The 18624-nt window shown below is 71.5% G+C and carries 19 protein-coding genes; 12 read left to right on the forward strand and 7 right to left on the reverse strand.

Features of this window, described 5'->3' with window-relative positions:
- The first annotated feature begins 86 nt into the window (after positions 1–86).
- The 5 genes from atpA to OO62_RS08840 all read left to right on the forward strand — a co-directional run bounded on the left by atpA (position 87) and on the right by OO62_RS08840 (position 5144).
- A complete protein-coding gene (atpA, locus tag OO62_RS08820; protein ID WP_033266715.1) occupies positions 87–1679 on the forward strand; it encodes a F0F1 ATP synthase subunit alpha in 1593 nt (530 codons plus the stop codon).
- Positions 1680–1699: 20 nt separating this feature from the next.
- Positions 1700–2620, forward strand: a complete 921-nt coding sequence (locus OO62_RS08825) for a F0F1 ATP synthase subunit gamma (protein WP_033266716.1) — start codon at positions 1700–1702, stop codon at positions 2618–2620.
- Between the two features lie 5 nt (positions 2621–2625).
- Positions 2626–4068 carry a F0F1 ATP synthase subunit beta gene (gene atpD / locus OO62_RS08830; protein WP_033266717.1) on the forward strand — a complete coding sequence of 481 codons (1443 nt, stop codon included), beginning with the start codon at positions 2626–2628 and terminating at the stop codon, positions 4066–4068.
- A gap of 106 nt (positions 4069–4174) precedes the next feature.
- Entirely contained in the window at positions 4175–4558 is a 384-nt protein-coding gene (locus OO62_RS08835) for a F0F1 ATP synthase subunit epsilon (protein WP_030081273.1), read from the forward strand.
- 142 nt (positions 4559–4700) lie between these two features.
- Entirely contained in the window at positions 4701–5144 is a 444-nt protein-coding gene (locus tag OO62_RS08840) for a DUF2550 domain-containing protein (protein WP_033266718.1), read from the forward strand.
- Between the two features lie 413 nt (positions 5145–5557).
- Here the strand turns inward: OO62_RS08840 and OO62_RS08845 are convergent, their stop codons facing one another.
- Both OO62_RS08845 and OO62_RS08850 read right to left on the reverse strand, forming a co-directional pair.
- Entirely contained in the window at positions 5558–6247 is a 690-nt protein-coding gene (locus OO62_RS08845; RefSeq protein ID WP_033266719.1) for a response regulator, read from the reverse strand.
- A complete protein-coding gene (locus OO62_RS08850; protein ID WP_033266720.1) occupies positions 6244–7476 on the reverse strand; it encodes a sensor histidine kinase in 1233 nt (410 codons plus the stop codon). The genes OO62_RS08845 and OO62_RS08850 overlap by 4 nt, the downstream gene beginning before the upstream one ends.
- Before the next feature lie 172 nt (positions 7477–7648).
- Here OO62_RS08850 and OO62_RS08855 point away from each other — a divergent pair, with 172 nt between their 5' ends.
- The gene (locus OO62_RS08855; protein WP_033266721.1) at positions 7649–8242 is read left to right on the forward strand and encodes a hypothetical protein; all 594 of its coding nucleotides are present in this window, start codon (positions 7649–7651) and stop codon (positions 8240–8242) included.
- Between the two features lie 11 nt (positions 8243–8253).
- Here the strand turns inward: OO62_RS08855 and OO62_RS08860 are convergent, their stop codons facing one another.
- Genes OO62_RS08860 through OO62_RS08870 form a run of 3 tightly spaced genes read right to left on the reverse strand, consistent with a single transcriptional unit; the run spans position 8254 to position 10424 of the window.
- Positions 8254–8826, reverse strand: coding sequence for a cob(I)yrinic acid a,c-diamide adenosyltransferase (locus OO62_RS08860; protein ID WP_033266722.1), 573 nt, complete (start codon positions 8824–8826; stop codon positions 8254–8256).
- Positions 8827–8835: 9 nt separating this feature from the next.
- Positions 8836–9591: an ABC transporter permease gene (locus tag OO62_RS08865; protein WP_033266723.1), complete on the reverse strand. Its 756-nt coding sequence runs from the start codon at positions 9589–9591 to the stop codon at positions 8836–8838.
- Positions 9592–9599: 8 nt separating this feature from the next.
- Positions 9600–10424 carry an ABC transporter ATP-binding protein gene (locus OO62_RS08870; protein ID WP_033266724.1) on the reverse strand — a complete coding sequence of 275 codons (825 nt, stop codon included), beginning with the start codon at positions 10422–10424 and terminating at the stop codon, positions 9600–9602.
- Positions 10425–10504: 80 nt separating this feature from the next.
- Here OO62_RS08870 and OO62_RS08875 point away from each other — a divergent pair, with 80 nt between their 5' ends.
- From OO62_RS08875 to OO62_RS08890, 4 genes are all read left to right on the forward strand, one after another.
- A complete protein-coding gene (locus tag OO62_RS08875; protein ID WP_033266725.1) occupies positions 10505–11146 on the forward strand; it encodes a TetR/AcrR family transcriptional regulator in 642 nt (213 codons plus the stop codon).
- 152 nt (positions 11147–11298) lie between these two features.
- Positions 11299–12147, forward strand: coding sequence for a 3-hydroxyacyl-CoA dehydrogenase family protein (locus OO62_RS08880; RefSeq protein WP_033266726.1), 849 nt, complete (start codon positions 11299–11301; stop codon positions 12145–12147).
- Between the two features lie 145 nt (positions 12148–12292).
- Entirely contained in the window at positions 12293–12616 is a 324-nt protein-coding gene (locus OO62_RS08885) for an STAS domain-containing protein (RefSeq protein WP_033266727.1), read from the forward strand.
- Positions 12617–12993: 377 nt separating this feature from the next.
- Entirely contained in the window at positions 12994–15561 is a 2568-nt protein-coding gene (locus OO62_RS08890) for an ATP-binding protein (RefSeq protein ID WP_033266728.1), read from the forward strand.
- Between the two features lie 79 nt (positions 15562–15640).
- Here the strand turns inward: OO62_RS08890 and nucS are convergent, their stop codons facing one another.
- Positions 15641–16303, reverse strand: coding sequence for an endonuclease NucS (nucS, locus tag OO62_RS08895; RefSeq protein ID WP_033266729.1), 663 nt, complete (start codon positions 16301–16303; stop codon positions 15641–15643).
- 249 nt (positions 16304–16552) lie between these two features.
- On the opposite strand from nucS, the gene OO62_RS08900 reads away from it, so the two are divergent.
- A complete protein-coding gene (locus OO62_RS08900; protein ID WP_033266730.1) occupies positions 16553–16945 on the forward strand; it encodes an SCO5389 family protein in 393 nt (130 codons plus the stop codon).
- Positions 16946–17063: 118 nt separating this feature from the next.
- Here the strand turns inward: OO62_RS08900 and OO62_RS08905 are convergent, their stop codons facing one another.
- Positions 17064–18116: an LLM class flavin-dependent oxidoreductase gene (locus OO62_RS08905; RefSeq protein ID WP_033266731.1), complete on the reverse strand. Its 1053-nt coding sequence runs from the start codon at positions 18114–18116 to the stop codon at positions 17064–17066.
- A gap of 188 nt (positions 18117–18304) precedes the next feature.
- On the opposite strand from OO62_RS08905, the gene OO62_RS08910 reads away from it, so the two are divergent.
- A complete protein-coding gene (locus OO62_RS08910; RefSeq protein ID WP_033266732.1) occupies positions 18305–18622 on the forward strand; it encodes a hypothetical protein in 318 nt (105 codons plus the stop codon).
- The last annotated feature ends 2 nt before the right edge of the window (positions 18623–18624 follow it).

Raw genomic sequence — 18624 nt, forward strand, 5'->3', positions numbered from 1 at the left:
GGGCCGTAAGCGGAAAGCCCCTGGGGGACAGCCCCCCAGACACCCGCAAGTAACTTCGGGCCCAACAAGGAGAGCAGGGAACCCAGATGGCGGAGCTCACGATCCGGCCGGAGGAGATCCGGGACGCGCTGGAGAACTTCGTCCAGGCGTACAAGCCGGACGCGGCCTCGCGCGAGGAGGTCGGCACGGTAAGCGAGGCCGGTGACGGCATCGCGAAGGTCGAGGGCCTTCCCTCGGCGATGGCGAACGAGCTGCTGAAGTTCGAGGACGGCACGCTCGGTCTGGCGCTGAACCTGGAAGAGCGCGAGATCGGTGCAGTGGTCCTCGGCGAGTTCGGCGGTATCGAGGAGGGCCAGCCGGTGCAGCGCACCGGTGAGGTGCTCTCGGTTGCCGTGGGCGAGGGCTACCTCGGCCGCGTTGTCGACCCGCTGGGCAACCCGATCGACGGCCTCGGCGAGATCGAGACCGACGGTCGCCGTGCCCTGGAGCTGCAGGCTCCGGGCGTCATGGTCCGCAAGTCGGTCCACGAGCCGATGCAGACCGGCTACAAGGCCGTCGACTCGATGGTGCCGATCGGCCGCGGCCAGCGTCAGCTGATCATTGGTGACCGCCAGACCGGCAAGACCGCCCTGGCCGTCGACACGATCATCAACCAGCGCGACAACTGGCGCTCGGGCGACCCGAAGAAGCAGGTCCGCTGCATCTACGTCGCCATCGGCCAGAAGGGCTCCACCATCGCGTCCGTGCGCGGTGCGCTGGAGGAGGCCGGCGCCCTGGAGTACACCACCATCGTCGCCGCCCCGGCGTCCGACCCGGCGGGCTTCAAGTACCTGGCGCCCTACACCGGCTCGGCCATCGGCCAGCACTGGATGTACCAGGGCAAGCACGTCCTGATCATCTTCGACGACCTCTCGAAGCAGGCCGACGCCTACCGCGCCGTGTCCCTGCTGCTGCGCCGTCCGCCGGGCCGCGAGGCATACCCGGGCGACGTCTTCTACCTGCACTCGCGTCTGCTGGAGCGCTGCGCCAAGCTCTCCGACGACATGGGCGCCGGCTCCATGACCGGTCTCCCGATCGTCGAGACCAAGGCGAACGACGTGTCGGCGTTCATCCCGACCAACGTCATCTCCATCACCGACGGCCAGTGCTTCCTGGAGTCCGACCTGTTCAACGCCGGTCAGCGTCCGGCCCTGAACGTCGGTATCTCGGTCTCCCGTGTCGGTGGCTCCGCCCAGCACAAGGCCATGCGCCAGGTGTCCGGCCGGCTCCGCGTGGACCTCGCCCAGTACCGCGAGCTGGAGGCGTTCGCCGCCTTCGGTTCCGACCTGGACGCGGCCTCCAAGGCGCAGCTGGAGCGCGGTAAGCGCATGACCGAGCTGCTCAAGCAGAGCCAGTACAACCCTTACCCGGTCGAGGACCAGGTCGTCTCCATCTGGGCCGGCACCAACGGCAAGATGGACGACGTGCCGGTCGAGGACATCCGCCGCTTCGAGCGGGAGCTCCTGGACCACCTGCACCGGGACAAGAAGGAGCTGCTCACCAGCATCCGTGAGGGCGCCAAGATGTCCGACGACACCATCGGTGCGATCGCCGAGGCCGTCGAGGGCTTCAAGCAGCAGTTCGAGACCTCGAACGGCAAGCTGCTCGGCGAGGACGCCCCGGCCGGCACCGCCAAGTGACGACGGAAGGGACCTGATCCATGGGAGCCAAGCTCCGGGTCTACAAGCGTCGCATCCGCTCCGTCTCCGCGACCAAGAAGATCACCAAGGCGATGGAGATGATCGCCGCCTCGCGCGTCGTCAAGGCGCAGCGCCAGGTGGCGGCATCGACGCCGTACGCGAGTGAACTGACCCGCGCGGTGACGGCGGTTGCCACCGGCTCGAACACCCAGCACCCGCTGACGACCGAGGCGGAGAACCCGACCCGGGCCGCGCTGCTGCTCATCACGAGCGACCGCGGTCTGGCCGGCGGCTACTCCTCCAACGTCATCAAGGCCGCCGAGCTGCTCACCGAGCGGCTCAAGGCCGAGGGCAAGGAGGTCGACGCCTACATCGTCGGCCGCAAGGGTGTGTCGTACTACAGCTTCCGCGAGCGCAAGGTCGTGGAGTCGTGGACCGGCTTCACCGACAGCCCGACGTATGCGGACGCCAAGGCGGTCGCCGCACCGCTCATCGCGGCGGTCCAGAAGGACACCGCCGAGGGTGGTGTGGACGAACTCCACATCGTCACCACCGAGTTCATCTCGATGATGACGCAGACGGCGATCGACGACCGGCTGCTGCCGCTGTCCTTGGACAAGGCGGCCGAGGAATCGGCCGAGGCGTCCAAGGGGGAGATCCTTCCGCTGTTCGACTTCGAGCCGTCGGCCGAGGACGTCCTCGACGCCCTGCTTCCGCGGTACGTCGAGTCGCGGATCTACAACGCGCTCCTGCAGGCCGCCGCCTCCAAGCACGCCGCCACCCGGCGCGCGATGAAGTCGGCGACCGACAACGCAGAAGAGCTCATCAAGTCGCTCTCGCGGCTTGCCAACGCGGCCCGACAGGCCGAAATCACCCAGGAAATCAGCGAGATCGTCGGTGGCGCCAGTGCTCTGGCCGACGCGACCGCGGGGAGTGACTGACCACTATGACCACCACTGTTGAAACGGCCACGGCAACGGGCCGCGTCGCCCGGGTCATCGGCCCGGTCGTCGACGTGGAGTTCCCCGTCGACGCGATGCCGGAGATCTACAACGCGCTGACCGTCGAGGTCGCCGACCCGGCCGAGGCCGGTGTCAAGAAGATCCTTACCCTCGAGGTTGCCCAGCACCTCGGTGAGGGCCTGGTCCGCGCCATCTCCATGCAGCCCACCGACGGTCTGGTCCGCCAGGCCGCGGTGACCAACACCGGCGCCGGGATCACCGTCCCCGTCGGCGACGTCACCAAGGGCAAGGTGTTCAACACCCTCGGCGAGATCCTTAACGTGGACCCGTCCACGGTCGAGGTCACCGAGCGCTGGCCCATCCACCGCAAGGCCCCGTCCTTCGACCAGCTCGAGTCCAAGACCGAGATGTTCGAGACCGGCGTCAAGGTCATCGACCTGCTGACCCCGTACGTCAAGGGCGGCAAGATCGGTCTGTTCGGTGGTGCCGGTGTCGGCAAGACCGTTCTGATCCAGGAAATGATCTACCGCGTGGCCAACAACCACGACGGTGTGTCGGTGTTCGCCGGTGTCGGTGAGCGCACCCGTGAGGGCAACGACCTCATCGAGGAGATGACGGACTCCGGCGTCATCGACAAGACCGCGCTGGTCTTCGGCCAGATGGACGAGCCCCCGGGCACCCGTCTGCGGGTCGCGCTGGCCGGTCTGACGATGGCGGAGTACTTCCGTGACGTCCAGAAGCAGGACGTCCTCTTCTTCATCGACAACATCTTCCGGTACACCCAGGCGGGTTCCGAGGTGTCCACCCTGCTCGGCCGTATGCCGTCCGCGGTGGGTTACCAGCCGAACCTGGCGGACGAGATGGGTCTGCTGCAGGAGCGCATCACCTCGACCCGTGGTCACTCGATCACCTCGATGCAGGCGATCTACGTCCCCGCGGACGACCTGACCGACCCGGCGCCGGCCACCACCTTCGCCCACCTGGACGCGACCACCGTTCTGTCGCGCCCGATCTCGGAGAAGGGCATCTACCCGGCGGTCGACCCGCTGGACTCGACGTCCCGGATCCTGGACCCCCGCTACATCACGCAGGAGCACTACGACTGCGCGTCGCGCGTCAAGACGATCCTGCAGAAGTACAAGGACCTCCAGGACATCATCGCGATTCTGGGTATCGACGAGCTGGGCGAGGAGGACAAGCTCACCGTCCACCGCGCCCGTCGGATCGAGCGCTTCCTGTCGCAGAACACCCACGTGGCGAAGCAGTTCACCGGTGTCGACGGCTCGGACGTGCCGCTGGACGAGTCCATCGCCGCGTTCAACGCCATCGCCGACGGTGAGTACGACCACTTCCCCGAGCAGGCGTTCTTCATGTGCGGTGGCCTGGAGGACCTCAAGGCCAACGCCAAGGAGCTGGGCGTCTCCTGACCCGGCACGGTCCCGGGGGCGGCCCTGGCCGCCCCCGGTCCGTACGACCACTAGTATTTGACCCAACATCTGCCACGCCAGGCAGGTGGAGACCCGAGGAGCCATCGTGGCTGAGCTGCACGTCGAGTTGGTCGCCGCGGACCGTCAGGTCTGGTCCGGCGAGGCCAGCCTGGTCGTCGCGCGCACCTCGTCGGGCGACATCGGCGTCATGCCCGGACACCAGCCGCTGCTCGGCGTGCTGCAGTCGGGCCCGGTGACGATCCGCACGACCGGGGAAAGCGGGGACGGCACCGTCGTCGCCGCTGTGCACGGCGGCTTCATCTCTTTCGCCGACAACAAGCTGTCCCTGCTCGCAGAGGTGGCCGAGCTGTCGGACGAGATCGATGTCCAGCGCGCGGAGCGGGCTCTGGAGCGAGCGAAGTCGGAGGCCGACGCGGCCGCCGAGCGCCGCGCCGACGTCCGTCTGCGTGCGGTGACGGGCGTTCACTGAGCCCCGTCACCGACGAGATCGATCCTCAGCCGCGGGCTGCCCGGAATTCTCCGGAGCGGCCCGCGGCTGAGGCAATGCAGGTGCGTTTCCGTCTCCCGGATCCCGTCCGGGGGCACCCAACGAGGCGAGGAGGTCGGTCGAGATGGTCCTCGCTCTGTCTGTGAGCGGCGCGGTCGTGGTGCTGGTGCTGCTGGGGCTGTTCGTCTTCGGACTGCGGCGGCGGCTCATCCAGCGGTCCGGCGGCACCTTCGACTGCAGCCTGCGCTGGAACGTCCCGGAGACCGAGACCGGCGGCAAGGGCTGGATCTACGGCGTGGCGCGGTACAACGGCGACCGGATCGAGTGGTTCCGGGTCTTCTCGTACGCTCCCCGGCCCCGCCGCGTCCTGGAGCGCTCGGCCATCGAGGTCCTGGAGCGCCGTACCCCTCAGGGTGAGGAGGAGCTGGCGCTGCTCTCCGACTCCATCGTGCTGGCCTGCCGGCACCGCGGCACCCGCCTGGAACTGGCGATGAGCGAGGACGCGCTCACCGGCTTCCTGGCCTGGCTGGAGGCGGCACCGCCCGGCCAACGGGTCAATGTGGCGTGAGTAGCGGAGCTCGGTGGGTCGGGTGCGGCTCGGCGCGCGCACCGGACTGATTCCGGCGATCATTTTCGGCTCCGTACGGCTCGTCGCGGACTCACCGTGGTGGGCGGCAGCAGGGGCGACGGAGGCTACTCGCCGATGGTGCTCACCCTGCTTGCCATGCCGGTGGCCGGTTGCGCGGCAGTGGCACACAGCGGGGACGCCCCGGGGCGTACGCGGCAGCACCCGTGGTGGTGGCGGGTCCCGTAGGGCGGGGGCGAACGGATCCCGTAGGGGGCGGGTGAGCCCCCTGCGGGCCACAACGTGCGGGTGGGGAGAAGGTATTCCGGGGGCACCGCAGCATGCCGGAGACCGCCGCAGGGGATCGTCGCGGGGGGGCCGGCATGCCGGGGCACGCAGGGGTGGTGGTGTGCCCGTCAGGGGCTGTCGACGCCCAACTCCTGTGCCAGGACGGCGGCCTGGACCCGGCTGCGCAGGTCGAGCTTGGCCAGCAGCCGGCTGACATGGGTCTTCACGGTGGCCTCCGCCATGGCCAGCCGTAACGCGATATCGGCGTTCGACAGGCCCCGGCCCAGACACCCCAGCACCTCCCGCTCGCGCGGCGTCAGCGCGTCCAGCACCGCCGGGTCCGGCGCGGCGCCGTCCCGCGCGGGCCGGGCGGCGGTCCGCGGACTGGCGAACTCCGCGATCAGCCGGCGGGTCACCGCAGGGGCGATCAGCCCCTCGCCGGACGCCACCGTGCGCACCGCGGTCAGCAGCGCGGCCGCATCGCTGTCCTTGAGCAGGAAGCCCGCCGCGCCCGCCCGCAGTGCCCCGAAGACGTACTCGTCCAGGTCGAAGGTGGTCAGCACCAGCACGTCCGCCAGCTTCTCGGCGACCACCTGCCGGGTTGCGGAGACCCCGTCGAGGCGGGGCATCTGGATGTCCATGAGGACGAGGGTGGGGCGCAGCTCGCGGGCGAGCCGCACCGCCTCCTCGCCGTCCTCCGCCTCCCCGACGACCTCGATGTCGGGGGCGGAGCGCAGGATGAGCACCAGCCCGGCCCGTACGGCGGACTGGTCCTCGGCGACGAGAACCCGGATCGGCTGCGCGTCGGCGCCTGTCATCGTTGCTCTTCCTCCTCGGCGGCGGGCAGCGCTGCCCGCACCAGCCAGACTCTGCCGGCCGGCCCGCTTACCGGACCGGCCTCGAATGCCCCGCCCAGCAGGGCGGTGCGCTCCCGCATCCCGACCAGACCGGTGCCGGTGCCCGGTACCCGGGGGCCGGGCCGGTCGGCGAACGGGCTGCGGACGGTGACGGTGAGCGCGCCTCCGCGCTCGTGCGCGAGCCGCACCCGCACCTCGCCGGGTGCGGCGTGCTTGAGCGCGTTGGTCAGTGACTCCTGGACGATGCGGTACGCGGCGAGTTCGGCGGGTGCCGTCGGCCGCGGCCCGTCGGTACCGCCGGGGCGCCGGGCGTCGTCCAGGACGAAGGACAGCCCGCTGCTCCCGCCGTGCGCCCTGGCCTGGCCCAGCAGCGCGTCCAGCCCGTCGAGGGTCGGGGTCGCGGCGGGCTCCTGCGCCCCCTCGGTGGCCTTCGGGTCCCGCAACAGGCCGATGAGACGCCGCATTTCGGCCAGGCCCTGCACGCTGTTCTCGCGGATCACCCCGAGCGCCTCGCGGGTCGCCGACGGGTCGTCGATGGACTGCGCGGCGGTGGCGTGGATCGCGATGGCGGACAGGTGGTTGGCGACCATGTCGTGCAGCTCGCGGGCCATCCGGGCGCGTTCGCCGGCCACCGCCTGGGTGCGGTCCCGCTCGGCCAGCAGCGCGATCTGCTCGGCCCGCAGCCGGGCGGACTCGGCGGCGTCGCGATGGTTACGGATGATCAGGCCGGTCCAGGCCGGCGCGACGGTGAGCAGCGCGACGCCGATGACGGCCGTCACCACCTGCGGGTTCTGCCACAGCGCGGTCAGCGCGACGGCCGTCACGACCGTCACCAGGACCGAGTGCAGCGGGATCCGGCGGGCCGCGGCAGCCGGGCCGTAGAGCACCGCCGCGTAGACCACGTCGGTGAACATCAGGACGGTGGCGACCAGGGTGCCGGTGGTGATGTCCAACGCCAGTGCCGGCACCGCGAGGGCCAGCGCGGCCATCGGGGCGGTACGGCGCAGCAGTTCCGCGACGGACATCGCGCCGAGCGCCACCAGCGTGAGCGAGGGCGGCAGCCCCAGCCGGGCCGGACCGCCGTGCAGATTCATCGTCCAGAGCAGGACTCCGCCGAGCAGCCCGCCGCCCGCGATGAGCACATCGAGTCGGTGCGGCCGGCCGACGGCGGCGAGGGGTCTGGCGGTCACCCCTCCATCAAACACGGCCTCGGGGCCCGCTGCCTCCACGTCCGGGTCATCCCCCCACTTCGCGCGCTACATCGAAAGATGCAGTCGCGGATCGTCGCGCGCGACGACGATCCGGGCGGGCGCCGCTGGGAGGCTTGGAGTGTTCGGTGGAAAGCCCTGAAAGGAGACAGCCGTGGTCGTCACGCTGATCATCGCCTGCGAGGTCGGCTTCTGGGTGCTGCTGGCGGCCGGCCTGGCGCTGCGCTACCTGGCGCGGATGCGGCGCACCGGCGCGGCGGTGCTCCTGATGGAGCCGGTACTGGAGCTGGTGCTGCTGATCGTGACCGCGATCGACCTGAAGAACGGGGCGTCCGCCGACTGGAAGCACGGACTGGCCGCGCTCTACATCGGCTACACGATCGCCTACGGCCACTACACGATCAAGTGGGTCGACGGGCACTTCTCGCACCGCTTCGCGGGCGGCCCGCCGCCGCCCAAGCCGCCCCGCTACGGCATGGCCCGCGCGAAGCACGAGGGGATGCTCTGGCTGCGTACGGTGCTGTGGGTGGCGATCTCCGCCGCGCTGCTGCAGATCGCGATCTGGTACGTCGGCGAGGACGGCGACACCGCGTCACTGCGCAGCTGGCAGGCCACGTCGCTGCGCATCCTGATCATCCACGGAGTGATCGCGGTGTCCTACCTCATCTGGCAGAAGAAGGACCCCGACCGGGGCCGGGCCCCCGCCCCGGAGGAGACGGCCGGCACCGGCCGCAAGTCCCTGCGCTGAGGACCGCCCGCTCAGCGTTCGCCGCCCGGCACCCACAGCACGTCCCCGACCTCCTTGTTGGCCGTCCGCGCGAGGATGAACAGCAGGTCGGAGAGGCGGTTGAGGTAGGTGGCGGTGAGCGGGTTCATGGTGTCGCCGTGCTCCTCGAAGGCCGCCCAGGTGGAGCGTTCGGCGCGGCGGACGACGGTGCACGCCTGGTGCAGGAGGGCCGCGCCGGGGGTGCCGCCGGGGAGGATGAAGCTGCGCAGCTTCTCCAGTTCGGCCAGGAAGCGGTCGCAGTCCGCCTCCAGCTTGTCGATGTAGCTCTGCTCGACGCGCAGCGGCGGGAACTCCGGGTTCTCCACCACCGGCGTCGACAGGTCGGCGCCGACGTCGAACAGGTCGTTCTGCACCCGCAGCAGCACCGCGGCGACCTCTTCCGGCAGGGAGCCGAGGGCCATGGCCACGCCGATCGCCGCGTTGGCCTCGTTGGCGTCCGCGTACGCCGCGATCCGCGAATCGGTCTTGGCGGTGCGGCTCATGTCGCCCAGGGCGGTGGTGCCCTTGTCGCCCGTGCGGGTGTAGATGCGCGTCAGATTCACCATGGGGCGAGCCTACGCCGCGGCCCTCCGGAAGGCCCGGGTGCCGAAGATCACGGACAGTGCGGCGAAGGCGAGCGCCACCAGCACGCCGTACAGCACGGCGGGGGAGGCGTACGCCCCGACGAACGCCGCCCGTACCGCGTCCACGAGGTAGCGGAACGGCATGAAGTGCGACAGCACATCGAGCCACCTGGGCCCCAGCGACATCGGCAGCATCAGCCCGGACAGCAGCATCGAGGGCATGGTGAGGGCGTTGATGACCGGCCCGAACGCCTGCGGGGTGCTCACCCGCATCGCCAGCGTGTACGACAGCGAGGCCAGCGCCACGGTCAGCACGGCGACGAACGCGAAGCCGATGAGGATGCCGGGCAGCGGCGCGCGCAGGCCCATCACCAGCGCCGCCCCCACCAGCAGCGCGGACTGGAGGACGAACAGCAGCGCGTCGCGCAGCACCCGCCCCAGCAGCAGCGCCAGCCGGCTCACCGGAGTCACTCGCATCCGCTCGACGACCCCGTACTGCTTCTCGACGATGATGCCGAATCCGCAGAACGAGGCGCCGAACAGGGCGAGTTGCAGCAGCAGGCCGGGCACCAGCACCTGCCAGGAGCTGCCTTGCGAGGACAGCGGCAGATCGGTCAGCAGCGGGCCGAAGAAGAGCAGGTACAGCAGCGGCATCAGCACGCCGAAGAGCATCTGGAGTCTGGAGCGCAGGGTCTGGCGGGCGTAGCGCCCGAAGATCAGCGCGGTGTCGGAGAGAAGGGCGGACACAAGGGCTCCTAGAGGGCGACGGGGGACGGGTCCCCGGGTGCGGCGATGGGGGTACCTCCCTGCTCGAACGGAGCGGAGAGCTTGGGGGAGCGCCCGGTGATGGCGAGGAAGGCGTCCTGCAGGGACGCGTCGGGAGAGCCGGCGTGGGCGCGCTTGAGGGCGTCCGGGGTGCCCTCGGCGACCACCACGCCCTTGTCGACGATCACCAGCCGGTCGGCGAGCGCGTCGGCCTCGTCGAGGTAGTGGGTGGTCAGGAAGACGGTGGTGCCGTGCTCGGCGCGGATCCGGCGGACCAGCTCCCACAGGTCGGCGCGGCTGCCCGGGTCGAGCCCGGTGGTCGGCTCGTCGAGGAACAGCACCTGCGGGCGGTGGGTGAGGCCCATCGCGACGTCCAGCCGGCGCCGCTGACCACCCGACAGGGTGGCGGTCTTCCGGTCGAGCAGCTCGGAAAGGCCCAGGTCGGCGGCCAACTCCTCGGTGCGGGCCCGGGCTTCGGACGCCGCCAGGCGGTAGAGGCGGGCCTGGGTGAACAACTCCTCCCGTACCGAGACGTTCGGGTCGACGCCACCGGACTGGGCGACGTACCCGGCGGCGCGGCGCACCCCCACCGGATCGCGGGCCAGGTCGCAGCCGGCGACCGTCGCGCTGCCGCCGGTGGGCGCCAGCAGGGTCGTGAGCATCCGCAGGGTGGTGGTCTTGCCGGCGCCGTTGGGGCCGAGGAAGCCGAGGATCTCGCCGCTCTCGACGGTGAGGTCGATGCCCCGTACGGCTTCGACGGGGCCGCGTTTGCTGCTGAAGGTCCGGGCGAGGCCGGACGCGCTGAGGACTGGCATGCCGACAGAAAAGCAGAGGGACTTAAAAATTGCAATGCCTCCAAAATTTCATGGTGCCCACCGAAGGGTAGGGTGAGGGCATGGCAGAGGGACTCAGGGAGCGGAAGAAGCGGCAGACCCGGCAGTTCATCTCGGACGTGGCCACCGGGCTGTTCCTGGAGCGCGGCTTCGACGCGGTGACCATCGCCGAGATCGCCCGGGCGGCGGACGTCTCGGTCAACACCGTGTACAACTACTTCCCCGCCAAGGAGGACCTCTTCTTCGACCGGAGCAAGGGGCTGGTCGACCGGCTGTCGCGGTTCGTCCGGGCCCGGCCCGCGGGGGAGTCGGCCGCCGCCGCCGTCCTGCGCGAGCTGCGCGAAGAGGTGGAGAGCGTCTCGCCCAAGGTCGGCCTCATCGAGGGCTACGAGCGCTTCATGAAGGTCGTGCACGGCTCGGCGGCCCTTCAGGCCCGGCTGTGGCACCTCCAGCGCGAGCAGTACGACGACCTGGAGGCGACCCTCCGGCAGGAGACCGGCGCCGCGGACGGCGACCCGCTGCCCGGCCTGATGGCCGGCCAGATCAACTGGGTCCACCAGACCTTGATGACCGCCATCGCGCACGAGATGATCGCCGGCCGCAAGGCCGACGTGGTCTCCCGCGAGGCCCTGGTCCTGCTGGACGAGATGGAAGACCTGCTGAGCGAAACGGTCCTCAACTACGCCGTGAAGGCGGCCGGCTGACCGAGCCCGTCCGGCGCCCCCGGCCCGGCGGTGTGATGTCCGTCATTTGCGAAGTGACGCGCATCTCTTACCCACCAAAGGATCGTCAACGAACGCTAACGTCACCCGGAGACCGACAGGCTTTCAAATGCACAGGGTGTGAGGGGACAGCAGTGGCAAAGAAGCTCGCCGTCATCGGCGCCGGACTGATGGGTTCCGGTATCGCGCAGGTCTCCGCCCAGGCGGGCTGGGACGTGGTGCTCCGCGACGTGACGGACGAGGCGCTGGCCCGGGGGAAGGGCGGCATCGAGACCTCGTACGAGAAGTTCGTCTCCAAGGGCAAGCTGGCGGCGGCCGACGCCGAGCAGGCGCTGGCCCGCATCACCACCACCACCGACCTGGAGGCGGCCGCCGACGCGGACATCGTCGTCGAGGCGGTCTTCGAGCGGATCGACGTCAAGCGGGAGATCTTCCAGACGCTCGACAAGCTCGTCAAGGAAGAGGCGGTGCTGGCCTCCAACACCTCCGCCATCCCGATCACCAAGATCGCCGCGGCCACCTCCCGCCCCGAGCGGGTCGTGGGTGCGCACTTCTTCTCGCCGGTGCCGATGATGCAGCTGTGCGAGCTGGTCCGCGGCTACAAGACCAGCGACGAAACCCTCGCCACGGCCCGGTCGTTCGCCGAGTCCGTCGGCAAGACCTGCGTCGTCGTCAACCGCGACGTGGCGGGCTTCGTGACCACCCGGCTGATCTCCGCGCTGGTCGTCGAGGCCGCCAAGCTCTACGAGTCCGGCGTGGCCAGCGCCGAGGACATCGACACCGCCTGCAAGTTGGGCTTCGGCCACGCCATGGGGCCGCTGGCCACCGCCGACCTGACGGGCATCGACATCCTGCTGCACGCCACCGACAACATCTACACCGAGTCCCAGGACGAGAAGTTCGCCCCGCCGGAGATCATGCGGCGGATGGTCGATGCGGGCGATATCGGACGCAAGAGTGGGCAGGGCTTCTACGAGCACTGATGCCGCGTCAGAGAACTGGTCCCGATGGGGTCACCCGGTGGGGTGAATTCGGTATCGGTTCGCTTACAGGCGGCAACTTCGCCGCATGAGAGGCAGTCAGATCTGTAGACGTCCATGCATGAACCCATGACACAGGGGAGCGCATATGCACATCAGGGGCGACCACGCCGAGCTGGTCGTCGAGGGCCGTCTCGACGTCCGCAGCGCGGCGGACGCCCGTACGGCCCTGCACGCCGCCGTCGACTCCGGTCGCGGTGATCTCGTGCTGGACCTGACCGAGCTGCATTCCTGGGACGCCACCGGCCTCGGTGTGATCATGGGCGCGCACCGCCGGGCGGGCCGGGTCAACCGCAGGCTGGTGCTGCGCGGGGTGCCGCCCCAGATGCAGCGCCTGCTGGTCGCCACCCGGCTCCACCGCATCCTCGCCATCGAGGGCGGCATCGAAGCGGAATCGCTTCCCCGCGTGTGAGGTGCGGGCCGGTGCCGCCGCCCGGAGGCCGCGCCCGGGGCCGGCGCGTCCCCCGGGCGCGCAGAACCCGAACGAACGACGACAGAGCCGGCCGCGGAATTGCCGCAAAGTGCATGACAATGGCCAATTCGGGATGTTCCGGTCGGGAGCGGCCCCCGACGGTGCGGTGCCGCGCGCTCCAGGTCTAAGGTTCGGTTCCCGCCCGTATGCCATCATCCGCGGCGGGCGGGCACCGGACGGGACGCGCCGGCCGAGGGCGACCTGCCGGAGCCGGCGGAGTGCGTCCGGCCGGGACCGCACCCGGCACGGCGCTCGGCCTCCCGGACGCGGACGCGTGGCCGAGGCGGAGTGGAACGAAGCACCTGGGAGCTTGCAGCATGGACCCGAACACTCACCGGGGACCTGAGGAGTACGGCGAGCAGGGCGGCTCCGCCGACCCGCCGGCCCCCGCGTTCGGCGGCGCACCGGGCGGCTCCGGCGGGCTCGCCCGCGTCGTCCGGCTCGTCTCGGGCCCCTACCTCGTCACCGTCAACCCCGTCGACGGCAGCGAGATAGAACCCTGCCCGCCCGGAGAGCGCCCCGCCGCACCCGGAAAGCTCGACCCCCAGGAGCGCGCCGCGGCCGCCCGTGCCGCCGCACCCCCGCTGCCCCCGGGCCCGCCCGGCTCGTCCGCCCACGACGGGGCCCTCGAGGAGCGGACCGAGGACATCGAACGCCTGGTCCGGCTGCTCTCCCGCGGCCGTTCCGTACGCGTCACCGGCCCCTCCGGCTCCGGGCGCACCCGGCTGCTGGACGCCGTCGCCACCGCCTGCGGCGACCTCGCCCCGGACGGCGTGGTCCGGCTCTCCGGCTACCACCGCACCGCCACCGACCTGCTGTACGCCCTGTTCGCCGCGGTGCACAAGGCCCCGCAGCACCGCCCGGACCGGCCCGAGCTGCTGCGCATGGTCGCCGAGATCGGCGCGATCGTCGTCCTGGACGACCTGGAGTTCGGCGGCGCCGCGCTCGACGAGCTGCTCGACGCCACCCCCGAGTGCGCCTTCCTGATCGCCGCGACGCCCGACGTCGCGGCTCCCAGCGCCGGTTCGCACCTGGAGGAGGTCTTCCTCGGCGGCATCGGCCGGGCCGGCTGCGTACGGCTGCTGGAACGCGCCGTGGACCGCCCGCTCACCGACGACGAGGCGGCCTGGGCCGCCGACCTCTGGTTCGAGTCCGAGGGGCTGCCGCTGCGGTTCGTGCAGGCCGCCGCCCTGCTGCGGCAGCGCGACCGGACCCGCAGCCAGTCCGGGGCCCTCGACGACGGCTACGGCCTGTTCCCCGCGGAGCCACCGGAGGCGGACACCGACGCCGCGGCCGAGGAACACCCCGAGGCGCCGCTGCCGTCGCTCGGCGAGGCCGCCGCCCCCGCCCCGCTGCTCGCCTCGCGGCTGACCGAGGCCGCCCGGGAGACGCTGCGCTTCGCCGTCGCGCTCGGCGGCGAGCTGCCGCACCAGGCGCATCTGCCGGCCCTCACCCAGGACACCCACGCCGACGCCGCCCTCGGCGAGTTGCTGGCCTGCGGCCTGATCACGCCCGTCGGCAGCCACTACCGGCTCGCCGCCACCGTCCTGGACCAGCTGACCGCCGCCGGCTACGGCGAGGACGCCGCCACCCGCGCGCACACCGCCGCCCAGCACTACGCCTGGTGGGCCGGCCACCCGTCGGTCACCCCCGAGCGGGCCGCCGCCGAGGCCGATGCGGCGCTGGCCGCGATGGGGGTGCTGACCGGCAGCCGGGAGAGCGGGCACGCCAGCACCGCCGTCCTGCTCGCCCGTACGGCCGCCCCCGCGTTCGCCGCGGCGCTGCACTGGAGCGCCTGGGAGCGCAGCCTGCGGCACGGCCAGGAGGCCGCCCGGCTGGCCGGCGAGGTCGCCGAGGAGGCGTACTTCCACCACGAACTGGGCGTGCTGGCGCTGTGCACCGGCAGCATCGACCGGGCGCGCGCCGAACTGGAGGCGTCCATCGGGCTGCGCGGGGTGCTCTCCGACCGCAACGGTGCGGTGGCCGGACGGCGGGCGCTGGCGCTGGTCACCGACCGTTCACGGGCCGCCTCGGCGCCCACCGCCGCGGTCCCGCAGCTGCCCGCCGCCGTCGCCGACCGGCAGCCGCCGGCTCCGAAGACACCGGCCGCCGCCTCACCCGACGCGGTCCCGACCGCCAAGCTGCGGCTGCCGGGCGCCGCCGAGGCCCCGGCCGCGCTCGTCGCCCGGGGCGCCGCACAGACCGCCGCCACCGCGGCCGTCCCGGCTGTCGCGGGGCACGCCGCCAAGGGGGGCGCGGGCCGGCTGCTCGGCGGCGCCCGCCGCAACATGGTCGCCGCCGGCGCCGGCGCGCTGCTGGTGGCCGTCCTCGGCACCGTGGTCACCCTCGGCATGACGTCCGGCGGCGAGGACACCCACGACGGCAAGGTCACCACCGAGCAGACCACCGAGGACGACACCCCGGAGCTGCCGGCGGAACAACCCGCCACGGGCTCCGGCCGGCCGTCCACCGGCACCGGCACGGCCAGGCCGGACTCCGCCGGCCACCCCGGCGCCCCGTCCCCGTCGACCAGCGGCACCGCCGCGAGCGACACGCCGTCCGACGCCGGGACCGCGCCCACGGATCCGGCCACCGACCCCACCCGCCCGACCGGCACGCCTCCCCGGCCCACCGGCCGGCCGACGCCTCCCACGCACACGCCGACGGACGAGCCGACCGGCCCGACGCCGACCACCCCGACCGACGAGCCGACGGACCCCACGCCGACCGGGTCCACCGGCGGTCCGACGTCCCAGAGCCCGTCGCAGAGCTCCGCCGCCTCGTCCTCGGGCAGCAGCCCCTCGGACGCCGGCGGTACCGGGGGCGGTACGCCGTCGGGTGGGTCGGGCACCACGTCCGGTACGCAGAGCGCCCCCACCGGCTGACCCCCCGGCACGCGACAGCGCGACGGCCCGGTACGTACAAGTACCGGGCCGTCGCGCTGACTTCGTATGGGCGGTGGGATCAGAACAACCGGAGCTTGTCGTCCTCGATGCCGCGCAGCGCGTTGTAGTCGAGGACCACACAGCCGATACCGCGGTCGGTGGCCAGCACCCGCGCCTGCGGCTTGATCTCCTGCGCCGCGAAGACGCCCTTCACCGGGGCCAGGTGCGGGTCACGGTTGAGGAGTTCGAGATAGCGGGTGAGCTGCTCGACCCCGTCGATCTCACCGCGCCGCTTGATCTCCACGGCGACCGTCTGGTTGTCGGCGTCCCGGCACAAGATATCCACCGGGCCAATGGCAGTGGGGTATTCACGCCGAATCAGGGAGTAACCCTCGCCAAGAGTTTCGATCCGGTCCGCGAGCAGTTCCTGGAGGTGGGCCTCCACACCGTCCTTGATGAGCCCCGGGTCCACGCCGAGCTCGTGCGAGGAGTCGTGCATGACCTCCTCCAGGGTGATGATGAGCTTCTCGCCGCCCTTGTTCTCCACCGTCCACACCGTCCCGTCGCCCTCCTTGAGAGTGCAGGGCGGGGACATCCAGTTGAGCGGTTTGTAGGCCCGGTCGTCCGCGTGGATGGAGACGGAACCGTCCGCCTTCACCAGGATGAGACGGGGGGCGGAGGGGAGGTGGGCCGTGAGCCGGCCCGCGTAGTCCACGGAGCAGCGGGCGATGACGAGACGCATGGGGCGTCACGCTACTCGACCAGGGGCCCCGGACGCGATTCGCCCTGGACCGGGGTGCCTTTACGGGGGAAATCCCCGCACCCCCGGCGTTCGCCATTGGCCGGTTGTATGTGCAATCTCCTGGTGCGGGCCTCTTGTGCGGCATACGGTTGAAGCGGGGGGTTGTGAGGCGAACACGCTCCGTCGCGGAACCCCTAGTCCCGTCCCTAGGCCCCGTCCGTCCCGGCGGGGTCGCGAGAGGAGAACCTCATGTCGCTCGACGTCTCACCGGCCCTCCTCGAACAGGCCGAGCGAGGCGAGGTCGACGAAGCCGCATTTGTCGACTGCGTCCGGAACTCCCTCCCCTACGCGTGGGAGATGATCAGCTCTCTGGTGGCCCAGCTGAAGGTGGACGGCGGAGAGTTCGCCGACAACCAGACGCCCCCGCCGGACGAGCAGGCGCGCGGCCAGCTGCTGCGTGCGTTGGCGAGCGACGCCATTCGTGGTTCGCTGGAGCGCCACTTCGGTGTGCGGCTCGCCTTCCAGAACTGCCACCGGGTCGCGGTCTTCCCGCTCGACCCGGCGGTGGACGACCGCCTGGCCAGGTTCACCTCGATCCGGGGCCAGCTGCTGAACCAGTCGCCCGAACTCCGCGACTGCTGATCGGAGTTGCTGCCGCTGCGTACGCGGAGTTGGGCGCGCTCCGTGGCAGTGGTGCGCCAGCGGCAGCACACCGCATGACCCCGCACGGCGCCGCATGCCGTCCGGCGTACGGGGCGGCTCACCCGAGCTGTGGCAGGACCTCCGTGCCCAACCGGCGGACGTTCTCCTCCGTCGCCGCGAGATCGCCGGAGCCCTCGACCAGCAACGCGAAGCGGGTGATGCCCGTACGCTCCGAGGTCGCCGCCAGCCGGTCGGCGCACAGCCGTGGCGGGCCGACCGGATGCAGCCCGCACAGCAGCTCCGTGTACGCCACCGGATCGCGCATCGCGCGGAAGCGGCCGTCGACCGTCACATGCGCGCCCAGCCCCTGCCGCAGCCAGCCGGGCATCGCTTTCGTCAGTGTCTCCGTCGCCGCCGCGCGGGTGTCGGCGAGCTGCACGACGCCCGCCGAGACGTGCCCCGCCGCGGCGATTTCGTCACCGTCCCGGCCGGCCTCCCGTGCGACCGTCCGCCACAGCGCCACCATCTCCGCCTTCTCCTCGTCGCCGCAGTGCATGCCCAGCAGCATCGGGAGTCCGCGCTCGGCGGCCATCCGTACCGACGAGGGGGAGGTGCAGGCGACGATGACCTGTGGGCCCGGCGACGGCCCGCCGCACGCGTCGTACGGATCGCCCAGCGCCTGGTCGGGACGCGGCACCACCGCCACCTCCCGGAAGGCGTACCGCTCGCCCTGTGCGCCGACCCGGGGCTCGCGCAGCCAGCGCAGCAGCAGGTCGAGCGACTCGGGGAAGCCGTGGTCGTACGCGGCGAGGCCCGAGCCGAAGACCTCCAGGTCCACCCAGGGGCCGCCGCGGCCGACGCCGAGCGTGAAGCGGCCGTCGGAGGTCAGATGCAGCAGCGCCGCCTGCTCACCCAGCGCCACCGGATGCTGGGTCGGCAGCACGCTCACCGCCGTTCCGACACCGATCCGGCGGGTGCGCCCCAGCAGCAGCGCGGCGAGCGTCGCCGCGTTCGGGCAGACGCCGTAAGGTACGAAATGGTGTTCCGCCAGCCAGACGTCGTCGAGCCCGGCCTCCTCCGCGACCTCCGCGGAGCGCACCGCGCGGTGCAGTGCCTCCCCCTGTCCCTGACCGGGGAATTGAGCGGCCAGGATGAAAGCCCCAACGCGCATCGCTCTCTGCCTCCTCGCAGCCGACGCGTCTCCCCCCTTACAGGCAACAACGGATGACACGTGCCAAGGGCACGGCCTGGCGCGAAATTTCCCGATGATCGCAGAATCCTCCGGGGCGGCGCCCGCGCCCGGGCGCGCCGCGTAGGCTGGTGACAGCCCGTGACCCGTCATGCATCCCGAGGTGTTCTGTGTCCCCGCGTCGAAACCGCCAGCGCGGCGGTGCCAAGCCTGCCGACCGCACGGGCGGCGAGCGCTACGGGCTGGAACGCACGGAGGAGTGGCGCGGCGAGGACTGGGTGGTACGGCAGGCCGGGGGCGGCGGCGCGGCCAAGCACTACCGCTGCCCGGGGTGCGACCAGGAGATCCCGCCCGGCGTCCCGCACGTCGTCGCCTGGCCGCAGCACGGCGACGTCGACGACCGCCGGCACTGGCACAGGGCGTGCTGGAACGCACGGGACCGCCGGAGCGCGCGGCTCCAGCGGTCCCGTAACGCACCCAGGTACTGAGC

The organism is Streptomyces lydicus (assembly GCF_000717345.1).
Taxonomy (GTDB): Bacteria; Actinomycetota; Actinomycetes; order Streptomycetales; family Streptomycetaceae; genus Streptomyces; species Streptomyces lydicus.

What these genes read in the sequence shown, in the direction of transcription:
- atpA (WP_033266715.1), top strand. Translation starts at nt 87, where the DNA reads ATGGCGGAGCTCACGATCCGGCCGGAGGAGATCCGGGACGCGCTGGAG.
- OO62_RS08825 (WP_033266716.1), top strand. Translation starts at nt 1,700, where the DNA reads ATGGGAGCCAAGCTCCGGGTCTACAAGCGTCGCATCCGCTCCGTCTCC.
- atpD (WP_033266717.1), top strand. Translation starts at nt 2,626, where the DNA reads ATGACCACCACTGTTGAAACGGCCACGGCAACGGGCCGCGTCGCCCGG.
- OO62_RS08840 (WP_033266718.1), top strand. Translation starts at nt 4,701, where the DNA reads ATGGTCCTCGCTCTGTCTGTGAGCGGCGCGGTCGTGGTGCTGGTGCTG.
- OO62_RS08845 (WP_033266719.1), bottom strand. Translation starts at nt 6,247, where the DNA reads ATGACAGGCGCCGACGCGCAGCCGATCCGGGTTCTCGTCGCCGAGGAC.
- OO62_RS08860 (WP_033266722.1), bottom strand. Translation starts at nt 8,826, where the DNA reads ATGGTGAATCTGACGCGCATCTACACCCGCACGGGCGACAAGGGCACC.
- OO62_RS08870 (WP_033266724.1), bottom strand. Translation starts at nt 10,424, where the DNA reads ATGCCAGTCCTCAGCGCGTCCGGCCTCGCCCGGACCTTCAGCAGCAAA.
- OO62_RS08875 (WP_033266725.1), top strand. Translation starts at nt 10,505, where the DNA reads ATGGCAGAGGGACTCAGGGAGCGGAAGAAGCGGCAGACCCGGCAGTTC.
- OO62_RS08885 (WP_033266727.1), top strand. Translation starts at nt 12,293, where the DNA reads ATGCACATCAGGGGCGACCACGCCGAGCTGGTCGTCGAGGGCCGTCTC.
- OO62_RS08890 (WP_033266728.1), top strand. Translation starts at nt 12,994, where the DNA reads ATGGACCCGAACACTCACCGGGGACCTGAGGAGTACGGCGAGCAGGGC.
- nucS (WP_033266729.1), bottom strand. Translation starts at nt 16,303, where the DNA reads ATGCGTCTCGTCATCGCCCGCTGCTCCGTGGACTACGCGGGCCGGCTC.
- OO62_RS08900 (WP_033266730.1), top strand. Translation starts at nt 16,553, where the DNA reads ATGTCGCTCGACGTCTCACCGGCCCTCCTCGAACAGGCCGAGCGAGGC.
- OO62_RS08905 (WP_033266731.1), bottom strand. Translation starts at nt 18,116, where the DNA reads ATGCGCGTTGGGGCTTTCATCCTGGCCGCTCAATTCCCCGGTCAGGGA.